15 protein-coding genes are annotated in these 16,413 nt (G+C 32.9%); all 15 read left to right on the top strand.

The features are described from left to right. The first annotated feature begins 20 nt into the window (after positions 1-20). The 15 genes from ACFS3A_RS18745 (at position 21) to ACFS3A_RS18675 (ending at position 15,798) form a co-directional block, all read left to right on the top strand. A complete protein-coding gene (locus tag ACFS3A_RS18745; RefSeq protein WP_379827097.1) occupies positions 21-1,103 on the top strand; it encodes a hypothetical protein in 1,083 nt (360 codons plus the stop codon). After that, the gene (locus ACFS3A_RS18740) at positions 1,100-2,341 is read left to right on the top strand and encodes a glycosyltransferase family 4 protein (protein WP_379827096.1); all 1,242 of its coding nucleotides are present in this window, start codon (positions 1,100-1,102) and stop codon (positions 2,339-2,341) included. The genes ACFS3A_RS18745 and ACFS3A_RS18740 overlap by 4 nt, the downstream gene beginning before the upstream one ends. Before the next feature lie 28 nt (positions 2,342-2,369). Beyond that, positions 2,370-3,668, top strand: coding sequence for a hypothetical protein (locus tag ACFS3A_RS18735; protein WP_379827095.1), 1,299 nt, complete (start codon positions 2,370-2,372; stop codon positions 3,666-3,668). Further along, positions 3,665-4,837: a glycosyltransferase gene (locus ACFS3A_RS18730; RefSeq protein WP_379827094.1), complete on the top strand. Its 1,173-nt coding sequence runs from the start codon at positions 3,665-3,667 to the stop codon at positions 4,835-4,837. Before ACFS3A_RS18735 ends, ACFS3A_RS18730 begins: the two co-directional genes overlap by 4 nt. Next, positions 4,834-5,910 (top strand): glycosyltransferase, encoded by a 1,077-nt coding sequence (locus ACFS3A_RS18725; protein WP_379827093.1) that lies wholly within the window; start codon positions 4,834-4,836, stop codon positions 5,908-5,910. Before ACFS3A_RS18730 ends, ACFS3A_RS18725 begins: the two co-directional genes overlap by 4 nt. Before the next feature lie 8 nt (positions 5,911-5,918). Beyond that, entirely contained in the window at positions 5,919-6,458 is a 540-nt protein-coding gene (locus ACFS3A_RS18720) for a putative colanic acid biosynthesis acetyltransferase (RefSeq protein ID WP_379827092.1), read from the top strand. Continuing rightward, complete coding sequence (locus ACFS3A_RS18715) at positions 6,451-7,275, top strand: glycosyltransferase family 2 protein (protein WP_379827091.1); 825 nt, start codon at positions 6,451-6,453, stop codon at positions 7,273-7,275. Before ACFS3A_RS18720 ends, ACFS3A_RS18715 begins: the two co-directional genes overlap by 8 nt. Before the next feature lie 69 nt (positions 7,276-7,344). Then, positions 7,345-8,226, top strand: coding sequence for a glycosyltransferase family 8 protein (locus ACFS3A_RS18710; protein ID WP_379827090.1), 882 nt, complete (start codon positions 7,345-7,347; stop codon positions 8,224-8,226). A gap of 97 nt (positions 8,227-8,323) precedes the next feature. Continuing rightward, complete coding sequence (locus ACFS3A_RS18705; RefSeq protein ID WP_379827089.1) at positions 8,324-9,268, top strand: UDP-glucuronic acid decarboxylase family protein; 945 nt, start codon at positions 8,324-8,326, stop codon at positions 9,266-9,268. A gap of 243 nt (positions 9,269-9,511) precedes the next feature. Beyond that, a complete protein-coding gene (locus tag ACFS3A_RS18700) occupies positions 9,512-10,255 on the top strand; it encodes a glycosyltransferase family 2 protein (protein ID WP_379827088.1) in 744 nt (247 codons plus the stop codon). A gap of 235 nt (positions 10,256-10,490) precedes the next feature. Next, positions 10,491-11,258, top strand: coding sequence for a polysaccharide biosynthesis/export family protein (locus ACFS3A_RS18695; RefSeq protein ID WP_379827087.1), 768 nt, complete (start codon positions 10,491-10,493; stop codon positions 11,256-11,258). A gap of 90 nt (positions 11,259-11,348) precedes the next feature. Beyond that, the gene (locus tag ACFS3A_RS18690; RefSeq protein ID WP_379827086.1) at positions 11,349-13,688 is read left to right on the top strand and encodes a polysaccharide biosynthesis tyrosine autokinase; all 2,340 of its coding nucleotides are present in this window, start codon (positions 11,349-11,351) and stop codon (positions 13,686-13,688) included. A 39-nt stretch (positions 13,689-13,727) separates the two neighbouring features. Further along, positions 13,728-14,144, top strand: a complete 417-nt coding sequence (locus ACFS3A_RS18685) for a hypothetical protein (protein ID WP_379827085.1) — start codon at positions 13,728-13,730, stop codon at positions 14,142-14,144. Next, on the top strand, positions 14,128-15,528 hold the full coding sequence (locus ACFS3A_RS18680) for an exopolysaccharide biosynthesis polyprenyl glycosylphosphotransferase (protein WP_379827083.1): 1,401 nt from the start codon (positions 14,128-14,130) through the stop codon (positions 15,526-15,528). The genes ACFS3A_RS18685 and ACFS3A_RS18680 overlap by 17 nt, the downstream gene beginning before the upstream one ends. A 66-nt stretch (positions 15,529-15,594) precedes the next feature. After that, a complete protein-coding gene (locus tag ACFS3A_RS18675; RefSeq protein ID WP_379827082.1) occupies positions 15,595-15,798 on the top strand; it encodes a hypothetical protein in 204 nt (67 codons plus the stop codon). The last annotated feature ends 615 nt before the right edge of the window (positions 15,799-16,413 follow it).

Here is a 16,413-nt window from a genome sequence, read left to right as displayed (position 1 = left end):
ATAAGGAATTAAAACCAAAAATGAAAATTCTCTTCATCTGTGGATCGATTGAACCGGGAAAAGATGGCGTAGGAGATTACACCCGCCGACTTTGTGGAGAACTTATCAGAATCGGACATGATGTAAAAATATTATCGTTATCCGATTTCGATACAGTTACTTTTTTGCAGGAGTTTCAGGAAACTGAAGAGACTAAAGTTCATGTAAGCCGTATTCCTGTTGCAGTTTCAAACAGGCAAAGACATATATGGACTCAGGAGGTTTTAAATGATTTTGAACCGGAGTGGATTTCTTTACAATATGTACCTTACAGTTTTAATCCGAAAGGATTGCCGTTTTGGTTACCTTCTTTTCTAAAAAAATTAAAAGGAAATCATAGGTGGCATGTTATGTTTCATGAATTGTGGTTGGGAATAGATACCGAATCTTCACTGAAACATAAATGTATAGGAAAAGTACAACAGCTAATTGCAAAACGTATTATTCGTAAAATAAAAACGAACTTCATCAATACACAAAATAAACTGTATCAGTACTTTTTGAAATCCCGGAATATCAATGCAGCTATTTTACCTATTTGTGGTAACATTCCATTGACAGGAGAAAAAAGCAGAATGAATGATTATATTCAAATAGTACTGTTCGGAACAATACATCCGGGAGCACCTTTTCAGGATTTTATTGATGATCTCGGAAATCTGAAAAGTGAATTGCACAAACCGATAAAACTCATATTTATAGGCAAAAATGGTACAGAGCTTTATGATTGCATCGATATTTTGGAAAACAGGGATATAGAATATGAAGTTATGGGAATTCAGTCGGAGGCAATAATTTCTCAGGTATTAATTGACAGTGATTTTGGAATATCCACAACACCTTATTTTCAAACTGAAAAAAGCGGAGTTTTCGCAGCCTATAAAGAACATCAGATAAATGCTATTTCCGTTTCACGCGAATGGACGCCTACAAAAGGCCAGTATACCATACCAAACATTATTAAATACGAAAAAAATAATTTGAAATTAACACCAATGCCAGTTCAGGTTTTTGACTTGAATTCTTTGGCAAGTCAATTTATTAAATCATTATCTGTCTCATGAAAATTCTTATTTCTCACCCTTCAGGAAATAGTAATGTACGTGCTATTGTAAAAGGATTTTTAACGCAGGGATTATTGTATCAGTTTCATACTTCGATTGCTGTATTTCCTAACAATTTCTGGCATAGAATTGCCGGACTAAAAGGTTTAGGAGATATTAAAAGACGCTCATTTGATTCCGGATTAAAGGCATATACAGAAGCTTATCCAATAAAAGAATTAGGAAGAATGGTAGCTTCAAAGTTAAAAATGAACTCTTTGACAAAATCAGAAACAGGCGTTTTTTGTGTAGATAAAGTATATCAGAATCTGGATAAAAAAATCTCTAAAAAATTACAGCAAGCTCAAAAAGAGGGATTAACAGCTGTTTATGCCTATGAAGACGGAGCATTAGAAACATTTACAGTAGCTAAAGCATTGGGACTGGAATGTATTTATGATTTACCAATTGCCTATCATACACTTTTACAGGAGCTTTTGCATGAAGAAGCTCTTAGAAAACCAAATTGGGCTTTTACTTTAGGTGGTGGAATTAATGATAGTGTTGAAAAATTAGAGAGAAAAAGAAAAGAATTAGAGTTGGCAGATACAATTATTGTTGCAAGCGATTTTGTTCGTCACTCCTTACCGGAATGGGCAAAGAAAAAGAAAATTATTCAATCGCCTTTTGGAACACCTTTTTCATCTGATCAATTGGTTTTGAAAGAAAAGAACGATAACAAGAAACTAAGAATTTTGTTTGTAGGTTCAATGACACAGCGCAAAGGATTGGGCGATTTATTTGATGCTATAAAATTGGTCGATCCTTCAAAAGTTGAATTAGTAGTTTTAGGTTCACTGGCAGCTCCAATTTCTTTTTACAGCGAACAGGTAAAGTTCACTTACGAACCTACACGTTCACATGATAAAGTCCTGGAATTGATGAGAACCTGTGATGTTTTTTGCCTGCCATCCATTGTTGAAGGAAGAGCACTTGTAATTCAGGAAGCGATGAGTCAGGGACTTCCCATAATAATTACGGCAAATACAGGAGCGGAAGATTTAGTAAAACCTGAAGAAACAGGTTTTTTAGTTCCAATTAAAGACCCGAAAGCAATTGCAGAAAAAATAAATTGGTTTTTAGCCAACAGGAATAAAATTTTTCAAATGGGTAAAAATGCAAAAGAACTTGCAGATACCTACAGTTGGGATAGTTACGCCAGCAAAATTTGTAGTGTATTAAGTTCTCAGGAAAATTAATTATTAAAACGATTATCAAAAGTTACAAATGAAAGACACTATCGCTAATATTGAAAACTATAGTTCTTTAAAAAAAGCTATCTGGCTGTACTTTTTATTATGGATTTTTGAAGGTGCTTTACGTAAATGGGTTTTGCCGGGTTTGGCCACCCCGTTACTTATTGTACGTGATCCTTTCGCAATTTTTATAATTGTGAGAGCCATTTATCTGAATGTTAAATTCATGAACGGATATGTAGTCTGGAGTTCTATTATAACGCTTTTAGCATTCATTATAACGCTTACTTTCGGTCATGCTAATTTGTTTGTAGCCATATATGGTGCGCGTATTATGTTGCTTCATTTTCCGCTGATTTTTATTATTGGAGCCATTTTTACCAAAGAGGATATTCTTAAAATGGGTCAGGCATTGCTGGCAATTAATATTTTTATGACATTCATTGTCTATCTGCAATTTATTAGTCCGCAATCTGCTTTTATAAATATAGGTTTAGGCGGAGAAGGAAGTGCCGGTTTCTCTGGCGCTATGGGATATTTTAGACCTCCCGGAACTTTTTCATTTATTATTGGATTAGCGGCTTTTTATATTTTGGTTTCCGTATTTATTTTCTATTTCTGGTTATCCAAAGAACCAATTTCAAAAATTTTACTTTATGCCAGTACTGTAGCTTTAATATTTGCTTTGCCATTAACAGTAAGCAGAACTGCCGTTGGTGGCGTAGTTTTGGTAGGTATTTTTGCTTTTATTGGTTCAGCAACTAGTCTTAAAACCCTGATGAAAATTGCTTTTACACTGGTAGTTTTATTTGGATTATTTACAGTTTTAAAAAACACTACATCTGTATTTAATTTAGGAACAGAAGTGTTCATGAGCAGGGTTGATACTGCCAGTGGCCAGAGCGGAAGTTTCGAAGAATCTTTCTTTTCAAGATTTCTGGATGATTTCAGAAGACCTTTGGTAAATCTTTTAAACATGCCTTTGTTTGTAGGTAAATTAGGAATGGGAACCAATGCAGGAGCTCAGATGCTATCAGGCAGTACTAATTTTTTAATTGCCGAAGATGAGTTAGGAAGAGTAGGCGGTGAGCAAGGTCTTATTTTAGGAGGAGCATTAATTCTTTTACGATTAATATTAGCCGTTAATTTATTTCTTCAGTCCATACGATTACCAAAAGAAGATAAATTGTTACCTCTTACATTCTGTGGTACCGCTTTATATTTAATTACACTGGGGCAATGGGCTCAGCCAAGTATGCTGGGTTGTGCTGTTTTAACAGTCGGGCTTTTGGTAGCAAGTATAAATATGAATTCCAAACAAGTGAAATGAAGATAGTATTGTTTACTCATCCCTCTTTTTTGGGGCATAAAAGTATGCCCAGATTTGCTCAGATGATCGACACGGGAATGAAACAAAAAGGACATGAAGTAACAGTATGGACTCCCAAAGCTGTTTTTTTTAAACTGTCTTTTAAAAAAGTTATTCTGGAAAAATGGCTGGGTTATCTGGATCAGTTTTTTGTTTTTCCGATAGCGGTAAAATTAAGATTACTGAATTGTGGTAAAAATACTTTGTTTGTCTTCTCTGATAATGCTTTAGGTCCATGGGTACCATTGGTTTACAAAAGATACCATGTTGTACATTGCCACGATTTTTTGGCACAACAGTCGGCTTTAGGTTTATTACAGGAAAATAAAACAGGTACTACAGGAAAATATTATCAGAAATTTATTCTCTGGGGATATCGTAAAGCTATAAATTTCATTCCTATTTCTAAAAAGACACAAACTGATTTACATTTTTTGTTAAATAAAACTCCAGGCATATCAAAGGTAGTTTACAATGGTCTGAACCAAAATTTTGAACCGGCAGAAGATATAGAAAAAGTAAGGGAATTGCTATCCAATACCCATGAAATCGATTTATCTAAAGGATATATTCTACATGTTGGCGGAAATGCATTTTATAAAAACAAACTTGGGGTGATGGAAATTTATGACCAGTGGGCCAAAGATTTTGAAATAAACCTGCCCTTGATTTTAGCCGGAGAACCGCCTACAGAACAAATGATTGCTTTTAGAGACGAGTCAGTTGCAGCAAAATCGATTCATTTTATAAATGATATTGACGATTTACAATTACAGCAGTTTTATCAGGGAGCAACGGTTATGCTTTTCCCCTCTCTATATGAAGGTTTTGGATGGCCGATAGTCGAAGCAATGGCATCCGGAAGTTTGGTTATTACAACAAATGAGGATCCAATGAAAGAAGTTGCGGGAGAGGCTGGTTTTTATATTCCTAAAAAACCGGTTGATGTTGAGAAATTAAAGGATTGGAAAAAAATAGCATCCAACGAACTGGAAAGAATCATACAACTCAGTCCCGAAGAACGCAGGGTCGCTGTTACAAAATCAATTTTGCGTTCAAAAGAATTTTCATCTCAGGGTTTTATAGATTCAATAGAAACCATTTATCAGGAAATTTTAAATCATAAATGAAAGTAGTTCATTATATAGCAAGTATTGACAAGACCGGAGGCGGAACCACAGAATACATGCGGTTAATAAGCAAAGCATTATACAATGATACCTCTTTTATAATTGCAACCGGAATGTCTAAACAACCCATATCCATAGATGGAGTTTCAATTAATTTTTTTAACTGCAGTATGTTTAGGTGGTTTTCTTTAATGAAAGAGTTCCGTGTGTTTCTGGAAAATGAAAAACCTGATATCGTTCATATTAATGGAATCTGGACACCACAAAACTGGGGTTTTCAAAAAGTAGCGCAGGCACTTAACATAAAAGTCGTTTTATCACCCCATGGTATGCTGGAAGCATGGATAATACAACACAATCCTCTAAAGAAGAAACTCGCTCTTTTTTTATTTCAGAATAAAGCAATTAAAAGAGTCGATCATATTCATGCAACAGCGCAGATGGAGGAAGACAGCATCAGAAATATGAACTTCAGCAATAACATTACAATTATCCCAAACGGAATTGATCTGAATGAAGTTGTTGGACGCAAAGAAAAATACGGAACGAAAAAAATGGTTTTCTTTTCACGTATTCATCCCAAAAAAGGAATTGAAATATTACTGGAAGCCTGGAGAAATTCTGATACAAAAGACTGGACTTTGGAAATTGCCGGCAATGGAGACGAAAATTATATAGCACAATTAAATGAAAGTGCTCTGGATCTAAAAAATGTTCATTTTGTCGGAGCAAAATATGGTAAAGAAAAGTGGGATTTTCTAAAATCAGCCGATATAATGGTTCTTCCTACTCACAGTGAAAATTTTGGGATTGTAGTTGTAGAAGCTCTTGCACTGGGAGTACCGGTAATAACAACACACGGAACACCTTGGGAAGATTTAGAAACCTACCAATGTGGCTGGTGGTTCGATCTGTCAGTTTTAAATCTTGAAAAGATTATTAGTAAAGCCATTCATACCCCAATTGAAGAATTAGAGAATATGGGGAAAAGAGGAAAAGAACTTGTAGCAGAAAAATATGAAATTAACACTGTTGCAAAGAAGATAATCGAATTATACAAAACACTTAATTAATTCACATTTTGGATTTATCTACTTATAGTCATTCATTTAGTTTAAGAAATAAAATTTCAAGACTAATATGGAATTTCGCACGATTGATTTTGTTTCGCCCGTTTGCTTCCCGATTATTTAGAAAATGGAGAGTTTTTGTACTTAAATGTTTTGGGGCAAAAATAGAATGGTCTTCACATGTTTATGCCTCAGTAAAAATCTGGGCACCCTGGAATTTAGAAATAGGAAAAAATTCAAGCTTAGGCCCTAAGGTTGATTGTTACAATCAGGGAAAAATAAGCATTGCAGATAATACTATAGTTTCCCAAAAAACATATTTATGCGCCTCTACACATGATTACAATCAAAAAGATTTTCCACTTATTTTAAAACCAATTACTATTGGAAGTGGAGTCTGGATTGCTGCCGATGCTTTTATAGCGCCGGGAGTTTCTGTAGAAGATCATGCTGTTGTAGCAGCCCGTTCTGCTGTTATTAGAAATGTTGAGAAAAATACAATCGTAGGAGGAAATCCTGCTAAACTTATAAAAACCAGAAGTTTTGAATAAAATTCCAATTACTGTAATCGTTTCTGTCAAAAATGAAGCTTTGAATTTGCCTTCTTGTCTGGAAAAATTAAAGCGTTTTGACCAAATAATAGTAGTAGATTCAGGAAGTACTGACAATACTACAACTATAGCCACTAATATGGGAGCTGAAGTTTTGCAATTTCAATGGAATGGTAAGTTTCCTAAAAAACGCAACTGGGCATTACAAAATGGTAATCTTCGTCACGAATGGATTCTTTTTTTAGATGCTGACGAATTTGTTACAGACGAATTTGTAGATGAAGTTGCTGTTAAAACTCTTGATCCTAATTATAATGGTTTTACGATACAATTTGAAAACTATTTTATGGGACGAAAACTCAGATATGGCTATGGTTTTCAGAAATCAGCTCTTTTCAAAAAATCTAAGGGAGCATATGAGAAAATCGAAGAAGATTTATGGAGCCATTTAGATATGGAGGTTCACGAACATCCGGTTATAGAGGGCAAAGTCGGAATTATAAAAGCCAAGGTTGTTCATAAAGATTTTAAAAACTTAGAACATTACATCGAGAAACACAATGCTTATTCGACCTGGGAAGCTCAAAGGTTTTTACAACTTAAACAATCTAAAAACGCTCATTTGTCATTAAATCAAAAGATTAAGTATGGTCTTCTTAATACAGGACTGCTTCCTGTTGTTTATTTTGTAGGTGCCTATTTCTTCAAATTAGGATTTTTAGATGGAAAAGAAGGTTTTTATCTGGCTCGTTTTAAATCACACTACTTTTTTCAGATACAAACTAAGGTTGGAGCATTAAAAACTAAATTACAGTAGCAGTAAATAAAAAATTTTAAAATACGGAATCAGATATAAATTGAGAAGATAATATTAAATCACGAAAATATGAATATAGCTTTTAACATCAACAGATTAGCGATGATAGGTCTTGGAGTTACATTAAATTCCTTACTAAAAAATTGTTCTGATCCAAAAAAATTAAATATTTACATATTGTGTGCAGACTTAAATGCTGATGATAAAGAGAATATTCATAAACTATTAAACAGATATGGTTTAACTACTATTAATTTAATCGATTTTGATGCTAAAGAGCATTTTGGAAGTTTTAGGTCGCTACAAGGAGACTGGACACCTTACGGAAGATTATTATTAGCAGATTATATTAAAGACGACTCTGTATTATATCTGGATGCTGATCTTGTTATTGAACTGGACGTCCTGGCAGTTGAAAGCTTTGATTTTCAGGGTAAAGCCATTGCTGCAGTAAACGGAGGTGCAATTGAGTATTCTTTAGAAAATGCATTTTTTTGCAATGAAATCGGAATAGATCCAAAATTAGCGTCGTTTAATTCAGGAATACTTCTAATGAATTTAAAACTCTGGCGTGAGAAGGATATTAAAAAACAATGTTTAGATTTTGGAAAACTTCATCCTGCTAAATTAAGATCGGCAGACCAAACGATACTTAATGCCTTGTTTGCAGGAAATTTTGCTTATTTACCGGATGAATTCAACATGGCCTGGTACGGACACATTAATAAACCGGTTAGTAAAAAAGCAATTTTACATTTTGTTGGTTCCCCTAAGCCGTGGGATTTATTTGGCCGATTTTTTCACAAAGGATTTTCAGTTTGGAAAAGCTACCTCGATAGTGTCTGGAAAAAAGCATACTACAACTACAATTATGATGATTTTTTAAGAGCATGGCATATCCGTAAATCTTATGCACGAACATTTATGTTAAAGATAAAATCAAACGATTAGTAAAAATTATAAAAAGATAGGCTGAAATTTCTTTTGAAACCTAAATATAGATTATTCCTTTTACCTCAGGAGTAATAGAAACTTTAAATAGTAAAAAATGAAAAGAATACTGATAACTGGCGGAGCCGGATTTGTAGGATCGCATTTATGTAAAAGATTATTGAATGAAGGCAATGAAGTAATTTGCCTGGACAATTATTTTACCGGGGCAAAATCTAATATTATCGATTTATTGGATAACCCTTATTTTGAAATGGTGCGACATGATATTACAGAACCTTATTATGCTGAGGTTGATGAAATTTACAATCTCGCTTGTCCTGCCTCTCCGGTACATTACCAATATAATCCGATAAAAACGATAAAAACTTCAGTAATGGGAGCCATAAATGTTTTGGGATTGGCAAAACGTGTTAATGCTAAAGTATTACAGGCAAGTACAAGTGAAGTTTACGGAGATCCTCTTGTACATCCTCAGACCGAAAATTATTGGGGACATGTAAATCCAATTGGTATTCGTTCCTGTTATGATGAAGGAAAACGTTGTGCAGAAACTTTATTTATGGATTATCATAATCAAAACAAAGTGGCCATTAAAATTATTAGAATTTTTAATACATACGGACCAAACATGAATCCGGCAGACGGAAGAGTAGTATCCAATTTTATTGTACAGGCTTTACAAGGAAAAGATATTACCATTTTTGGTGATGGTTTACAAACCCGTTCTTTTCAATATGTTGATGATTTGGTCGAAGGCATGGTTAGAATGATGAATTCTGATGCTGGTTTTTTAGGACCTGTAAACCTTGGAAACCCTAATGAATTTACAATGCTGGAACTGGCTCAGGCAATTATTGAGCTAACAGAATCAAAATCAAAAATCATTCATATGGATCTGCCACAGGATGATCCAAAACAAAGACAACCGGATATTTCTCTTGCTAAAGATAAACTTAATGGTTGGGAACCAAAAATTCAGTTACGTGAAGGTTTAATTTCTACCATCAACTATTTTGATTCGCTTTTATTAAATCAATAAAAGCACTTTTTCTTTTACAAAATACCCATAATTTCTTTCAGCTACTTTCTCTCAATTTCCTTATTAAGGAAACAGATTCTGGTACACCCTGTTTTAAAGTCTGCTTTTTTGTGCTTTTAACGAGTTTTGTGGTGCTTCATCGAGAACTTTTTTTAGTAAAATACCTTTGTTTTAATTTTAACTTGAAATTGTGAGAGACAGTTAGCTAGAGAAGAATATTTATAACTTAAAAAAATAATTATTATGAGAGTTACTATAATCACAGTATGTTACAATCGTAAAAATACGATCGAAAAAGCGATCAAAAGTGTATTGGACCAGAATTATGATAATATAGAATATATTGTTATTGATGGTAATTCAAAAGACGGAACAAAAGAAATTATCGAGTCCTATAAAGACAGAATAACAAAATACATTTCTGAACCGGATAACGGTATGTATGATGCGATAAACAAAGGCTTAAAATTAGCAACAGGAGATGTTATTGGATTAATGCATTCTGATGATGAGTTTTATGACAATGATGTAGTTTTAAGAATAGCATTACGTTTTCAGGAACCTAATATCGAAGGTGTTTATGGTGACGGAGTTTATGTTTCTAATGACCAGAAAGAACGCCTGATCAGAAATCGAATAGGAGGTGGGTTCAGTCTTAAAAGAATTAAAGGAGGCTGGCTACCATTACATCCAACGGTTTATTTAAAGAAAAGTGTCATTGATAAAAATGGTTTCTATAACCTTGATTTTAAAATTGCTTCTGATACGGAATTTTTACTCCGCTATTTGTACAAACATAAAATTAAGATGAGTTACATAAACGAGTATATCGTTAAAATGAGAATGGGCGGAATGAGTACCAGTTTTAAAAGAGCGTTTGAGGTTTTAAAAGAAGACTACAGAATTTATAAATATCATGGTTTGACTGCGTTTTCAGTGGTATTTCGTAAGAAAACCATCGCTTTAAAACAGTATATAGTTCATTAAGAATAAAGATGGGCAACGTTTTTTAGAAGAAGTATAAGACAGTAGTAAAATTGGAGTTCTGAAAAGAACTTATCGAAGATAAATTAAAGTAAAAAGCCAATATAAATTGAAAGATTGAATGCAGGTTTAGTTTGAAGATAGACATATCGAGGAGTTATTGAGCGCTAAATAGTTTTCATTTTATTTCAATAGAATTTAGAGTAATTAAAGAATACTAATATATACTACAATTAACATGAAGAAAATTTTCCTTTCGATAATTTTATTGCCTTTATTGATGCTTCAATCTTGTACGACCAGAAAACAAATGTTGTATTTACAAGATTTAGATAGCTATGCAAATTCGACGATAAATTATACTTCGCCAAAAATACAGCCTAATGATATTCTAAAAGTTGAAGTGGGTGATCTTAATCCATTAGTAGCTGCTCCTTTTAATATTACAAATGGAAATGCCGGTACACAAAATTCTGTAGATATGATGAGATTATCTGGTTATTTGGTTAATCCTCAGGGAACTATCATGATGCCGATTCTCAATGAAGTTAAAGTAGGTGGTTTAACACCCGCAAATGCTGAAATCAAAATAAAAGAACGTCTGATAAACGAAAATTACCTTGTAAATCCAACAGTTCAGGTTAGAGTTCTAAACAACAAATTCACCATTTTGGGAGAAGTAAATGCTCCGGGAGTGAAATCCTTTACTGAAGAGTCAATCAGTTTTATAGATGCATTAGGATTGGCGGGAGATTTGACTTATTCTGCCATTCGAAAAGACATAAAATTAATTAGGGAAGTAGATGGAAAACGTTTGGTTTATCACGTTGATTTAACCACAGCTTCATGGATGTCGAATCCAAACTTTAGAATCAGACAAAACGATGTAATTGTCGTAACCCCGAATAAATTAAAAGCAAATAGTGGCGGATTAATTAAAGATCCAATACAATTGCTGGGAATAACAGCTTCTCTGGCTGCCCTGATTATAGTAATTGTGAAGTAAAAATTGACAAAGTATAAAAGAGTATTTCAATGTTAAATTAGAATATACTCATTGTTATTAATGTGACTGTATCTTATTAATTGAATAGTTATGGATTTAAAAAAAGAATTTTTAAAGTATTTACGTTATTGGCCCTGGTTTTTGCTTAGCTTAATTGTATTCGTTGGGGCTGCCTATATTTTTATTAAAATAGTGCCGCCAACTTACGAAACATCTGCTACGATCTTAATTGATAAAAAACAAGAAGACCAAACGAAAATAATTACTATTAGTACAGACAAAAAAAGTAGTGAAGAAAAATTAGATGATGAAATTCGACTAGTAACTTCAAACGAGTTTTTGTTGCATGTAGTTAAGAATTTGAATTTAAATTTCACCTATTATGAAAAAGTATTTTCAGTTAAGAACAATTTCGTAAATGAAGTTCCCTTTGTTTTAATTCCAACTGTTTCAAAAGATTCACTTCCAGTTATTTCGTACGAAATTAAAATTGATAAAAGCGGATTTATAATAACAGAACCGGAATCAGAACAAACTTATAACGTAACAGGTTATGACGGAAAACAAACGGTTGATGGTTTGCCTTTTAAAATTCAGTTATCTGCCAAAGCGAAGAAAAATCCGTCTTACTATTTTGAAAAAGAATACAAAGTAAATCTGGAGCCAACAGGTGAAGCTTTAAAAAATTTGAAATCATCTCTGGTTGTTTTATCTGATGAAAATGCAAAAGGAGTTTTAGAATTAAAACACATTAGTTCAAGCCCTGATCGTTCAAGAAAGATATTAAGTGAAATTATCGTTCAGCTGGATAAAAGTATTGTACTCAATAAACAGAAAGTATTTAGAAATACCGTTTCTTATTTGACTCAAAGAATAAAAAACTTTAGCAAAGAAAAAGATTCTATTGAAAGTGTAAAGGAGAAATACTTGCAGAACAACGATATTGGAGTAATGGAAAACTATGTTGTTGAGCAAACTGCTGACAGAAGTCAGAAAAAGGAAAACTCAATGATCAATGAAAGACAGATATCGCTTGCAAGTTTTGCCATCAATGATATTAAACAATCCGGGCCTACTCAAACCTTAGGAACAGATTATAATTTAGAATCTCCAACAGTAAATCAGATGCTTGTAAATTACAATGCAAAACTATTGGATAGCCAATTGATTTTACAAAGAGCACAAAGTAACAATCCGGCATATATTACCTTGATAACACAGCTAAAGTCTCAAAAACAAGAGATAATAAATACACTGGAAGGGTATTTGAATTTTCTAAATCAAAACAGTAAAGCCAACAGAACCGAACAAAGTATTGCTGAAGCTAAAGTAAAAAGTATTCCGACAAAAGATAAAGTATTGGGTAATATCAATAGTAATCTTACCACAAAAGAAGAAACTTATGTAGCGTTATTGCAAAAGAAAGAAGAAGCTGTTTTAAACGGGGCGATATTAGAATCAAACCTAAAAACTTTAAATGCGCCGGAAACCAATTATTCCGCGATTTTCCCACAGCCAAAGGCCTTTATGTTAGGAGCATTTTTGTTTGGCTTGTTGCTTCCTTTCGGAGTTACATATGTTCGTTTGTATCTGGATACTAAAATACATAATGAAGAAGATATTCAGAAAGTAATTACTGATGTTCCAATTTTAGGACATATTCCTAAAATAGCTATTAATGATAAGTTGGATAATACAGCAACTTCCCGTTCCTTAATTGCAGAGGCATCGAGGGCATTAGTTTCCAATATTTCTTATTTGCTGCCTAGGAAAAAAGACAGTAAAGGAAATGTGATATTGTTTACTTCATCTATTCAGGGAGAAGGAAAATCATTTTGTGCTTTTCATAACGCAATTACAGTTAGTAATCTTAATAAAAAAGTACTGTTGATTGGTGTTGATTTAAGAAATCCTCAATTACATGATTATTTTGATGTAAAAAGAAATGTATCCGGACTTTCTGATTTTTTAGCGAACAAAACGGATAACTGGAAAGAATTTCTGCAGACAGAAAATAAATTCTCTAAAAACCTGGATGTTTTATTTGCAGGAGAAGCTCCGCCAAATCCTTCACAATTGATCACTAATTCTAATTTTGAAGCATTAATTGCAGAAGCAAAAACAATATACGATTTCATAATACTGGATACAGCTCCGGTGCAGATTGTATCTGATACTTTAAATTTCAGTTACCTCGCAGATGTAACCGTATTTGTGGTAAAGTACGATTATACAGATAAAAGCAATTTGGTTCAGGCAAGTAATTTTATTAAGAAGGAACAACTTAAAAACGTTGGAATTGTTATAAACGGTGTAAACATGAAAACAGCTTACGGATACGGTTATGGCGTAAGTTATGGTTACCAGTATCAGGAAGCAAAAGTAAAGAAACCTTGGTACAAAAGAAGTCTTGCTGTAAAGGAGGCTTAAGGAGTAAAAAGCCTATTTACTAAAATTAAATAATAAAAAATGTTTCATAAAATAGTTCTGGTACTATTGTTTTTTGTCATTGGTGCGGTCTTTTATTTTTCGTGGCTTTCAGATCCTGGTTTATCCAGCGAAATGTATTTACCCAGATGGCTTTTAAATTGGAGTAATCATTATTACAATTTGCGTACCGCTGTTCCTTTTTTAGCTGTAGGTTTTCTACTGGAAATATATACGGAACAGAATAATATTAATGAAGTAAATAATAACAAAAATCTAAATTTCATACAAAACATAATCATTGCGGCAATAATTGTTTGTGTAGCCGAAGGAGGGCAATTTTTAATTCAAAGAAGAAGCCCGGATTTAATGGATATTTTTTATGGAATTCTTGGAAGTTTAATAGGAGCATTAGGTTACAATTTATTGAAAAAGATAAAAAATGCGAAACAGACATAAATTTACTTTCATAATGTGCTGTGCTATTGCCGACATGATTGCGATGGTAGTTGGGACAATGATTTTTTTGAATTTTGCTACTGAAGAGAATATTGGTTGGAATGGTTTATTTCTCAATAAAATGATTCCGATTACCATTTTAAGCTGGCTGTTTTCAGTTACTTATTTTCAGTTGTATAGAGTAGACGTTCTTTTTAGTTTAGATGAATTTTTCCGCAATAGCTGGAGGTCTTTCTTTACACAAAGAGTTTTATGGCACAGTTACATTTTTATTTTTCAGGATGATGTGCTGTACAACTTTGGAAGTAAGGCAAATTTATTTCAACTAAGTTTTTTACTGTCTTATTTTCTGTTATCCAGAATATTATTTACGCTGGTAATTGGAAAAATAAAGGGCTGGGTTTTTAAACAATACACAGTTGCAATCTGGGGATTCAATAAAACAAGTATAGAATTGGCTTCTCATTTAGAAAGTAATTCCTTTTTTATCAACTTTTTAGGTATTCTAAACGAAAATTCGTCTGTAGAATATAATAGTAATGAGGAATTTACTTTTGCACTCTCAGAAGCAATTAATGATGCGTCGAGAAACGAGATCAACGAATTGTATATTGTATCGAAACCTGACTTTATTTCAGACCTGAATTATTTCTTTGAGCTTGGTGATAAACATTGTATGCGTTTGAAATTTGTTCCCGATTTTTCATCCATATCAAAAAAACATTTTAATTCCAGCCACTTAAATAATTTCCACGTTATTAAGCCTCGTTTTGAGCCTTTGCAAAATGCTTATAACAGATTGGCAAAGAGAATATTTGACCTGGCATTCAGCATTATGGTAATTGTTTTCATCTTGTCATGGCTTTATCCTTTATTGGCTTTTCTGATTAAGAAACAAAGTAAAGGACCGGTATTGTTTAAACAAATGCGAACAGGAAAAAAGAACCAGGAATTCTGGTGTTACAAATTTCGAAGCATGTACGTAAATATGGGCGACGAAACACAACAAGCGCAAAAAGGAGACAGCAGGGTAACACCAATAGGAAAATTTATCCGCCGAACCAGTTTAGACGAAATGCCTCAGTTCTTTAATGTTCTGATCGGGAATATGAGTGTCGTAGGACCGCGCCCTCATATGATCAAACATACATCGGATTACAATGACCATATTAACAATTTTATGGTACGCCATTTTGTTAAACCGGGAATTACAGGTCTGGCTCAGGTTTCTGGCCTTAGAGGAGAAACCAAAAAAGTGTCTGATATGAGACGACGCGTTACAACAGACATAGAATATGTACAACGCTGGAGTCTTATAAAAGATGTTAAGATTTGCTTCTTAACGGTTATTGTAACCCTGAAAGGAGACAAAAATGCTTTTTAAATAAAAATAAACTCAAAAAATAAACTCAAGAATAAAACTTAAAAATAAACTAATAAACTAATAATCATGGACATTACTAATTACCTTATAGGTTTACTTACTGGAGTTTCAGTGACAACCTTTTTTATTGGAAAAGAGTGGTATAAATATTATACTAAATACACTATCCAACAAAAACAATTAGATCGAGTTCTGAAATTGAACGATAAAATTAAAAAACTGAAAAACTACAGTCCGGCAGAAGCACAAAATATGAACGTTGGAGTTTAGTAGTGCTTTTTCAATTTTAATTTTACGCAATCGCTTATAGATTCTTTAAATCCATTAAGCCTGTTACTTTTATGAATTGAAGTAATGTATTTATTTTTTACTAAACATTTTAGTAAAAGACAACCTTACTCAAAAGTTTAAAACATTATATAGTTAACTTTGGTAATGAGCTCGATGTTTTGTTGGGCTCATTATTTTTGCTTTATTTTAAATTAAAGCGTTTATACATTTTTATACTCCTTATCTTTTGTCCATTTAGATATGCCTACAATCTAAAAATTTCAATGGACGCTCTTTTCCCATATCCCCATTTTATAATTTATTTTTTTTAATTCATTTTAAAAGTTTAAACCTAAAAACATCAGTTGAATTATTTTTTGTAATTAAATAAAGTTCATTTTTTTTTGAAAGATTCCTTTACATATAGGCGGTTGGTTCATATTTGGATCATTTCATTCATTCACCGGATAAAAGTGAAAACCAAAACAATAGAAAACTTTATGCTCTTTAACAGGAGCAAGGAGATTATTTTATTTTCCATAAAAGTTCCAACATGATCAATAGCGGAACTGAAAACCAACGTAATTTATTTATAAAAAAGGTAAATGTTAATTA

Source organism: Flavobacterium notoginsengisoli, assembly GCF_042686225.1.
Taxonomy (GTDB): Bacteria; Bacteroidota; Bacteroidia; order Flavobacteriales; family Flavobacteriaceae; genus Flavobacterium; species Flavobacterium notoginsengisoli.
This window is presented reverse-complemented; position numbering and strand designations above follow the sequence as displayed.

Coding starts and splice junctions, on each gene's coding strand:
- ACFS3A_RS18745 (WP_379827097.1), top strand. CDS start 21: ATGAAAATTCTCTTCATCTGTGGATCGATTGAACCGGGAAAAGATGGC.
- ACFS3A_RS18740 (WP_379827096.1), top strand. CDS start 1,100: ATGAAAATTCTTATTTCTCACCCTTCAGGAAATAGTAATGTACGTGCT.
- ACFS3A_RS18735 (WP_379827095.1), top strand. CDS start 2,370: ATGAAAGACACTATCGCTAATATTGAAAACTATAGTTCTTTAAAAAAA.
- ACFS3A_RS18730 (WP_379827094.1), top strand. CDS start 3,665: ATGAAGATAGTATTGTTTACTCATCCCTCTTTTTTGGGGCATAAAAGT.
- ACFS3A_RS18725 (WP_379827093.1), top strand. CDS start 4,834: ATGAAAGTAGTTCATTATATAGCAAGTATTGACAAGACCGGAGGCGGA.
- ACFS3A_RS18710 (WP_379827090.1), top strand. CDS start 7,345: ATGAATATAGCTTTTAACATCAACAGATTAGCGATGATAGGTCTTGGA.
- ACFS3A_RS18705 (WP_379827089.1), top strand. CDS start 8,324: ATGAAAAGAATACTGATAACTGGCGGAGCCGGATTTGTAGGATCGCAT.
- ACFS3A_RS18700 (WP_379827088.1), top strand. CDS start 9,512: ATGAGAGTTACTATAATCACAGTATGTTACAATCGTAAAAATACGATC.
- ACFS3A_RS18695 (WP_379827087.1), top strand. CDS start 10,491: ATGAAGAAAATTTTCCTTTCGATAATTTTATTGCCTTTATTGATGCTT.
- ACFS3A_RS18690 (WP_379827086.1), top strand. CDS start 11,349: ATGGATTTAAAAAAAGAATTTTTAAAGTATTTACGTTATTGGCCCTGG.
- ACFS3A_RS18685 (WP_379827085.1), top strand. CDS start 13,728: ATGTTTCATAAAATAGTTCTGGTACTATTGTTTTTTGTCATTGGTGCG.
- ACFS3A_RS18680 (WP_379827083.1), top strand. CDS start 14,128: ATGCGAAACAGACATAAATTTACTTTCATAATGTGCTGTGCTATTGCC.
- ACFS3A_RS18675 (WP_379827082.1), top strand. CDS start 15,595: ATGGACATTACTAATTACCTTATAGGTTTACTTACTGGAGTTTCAGTG.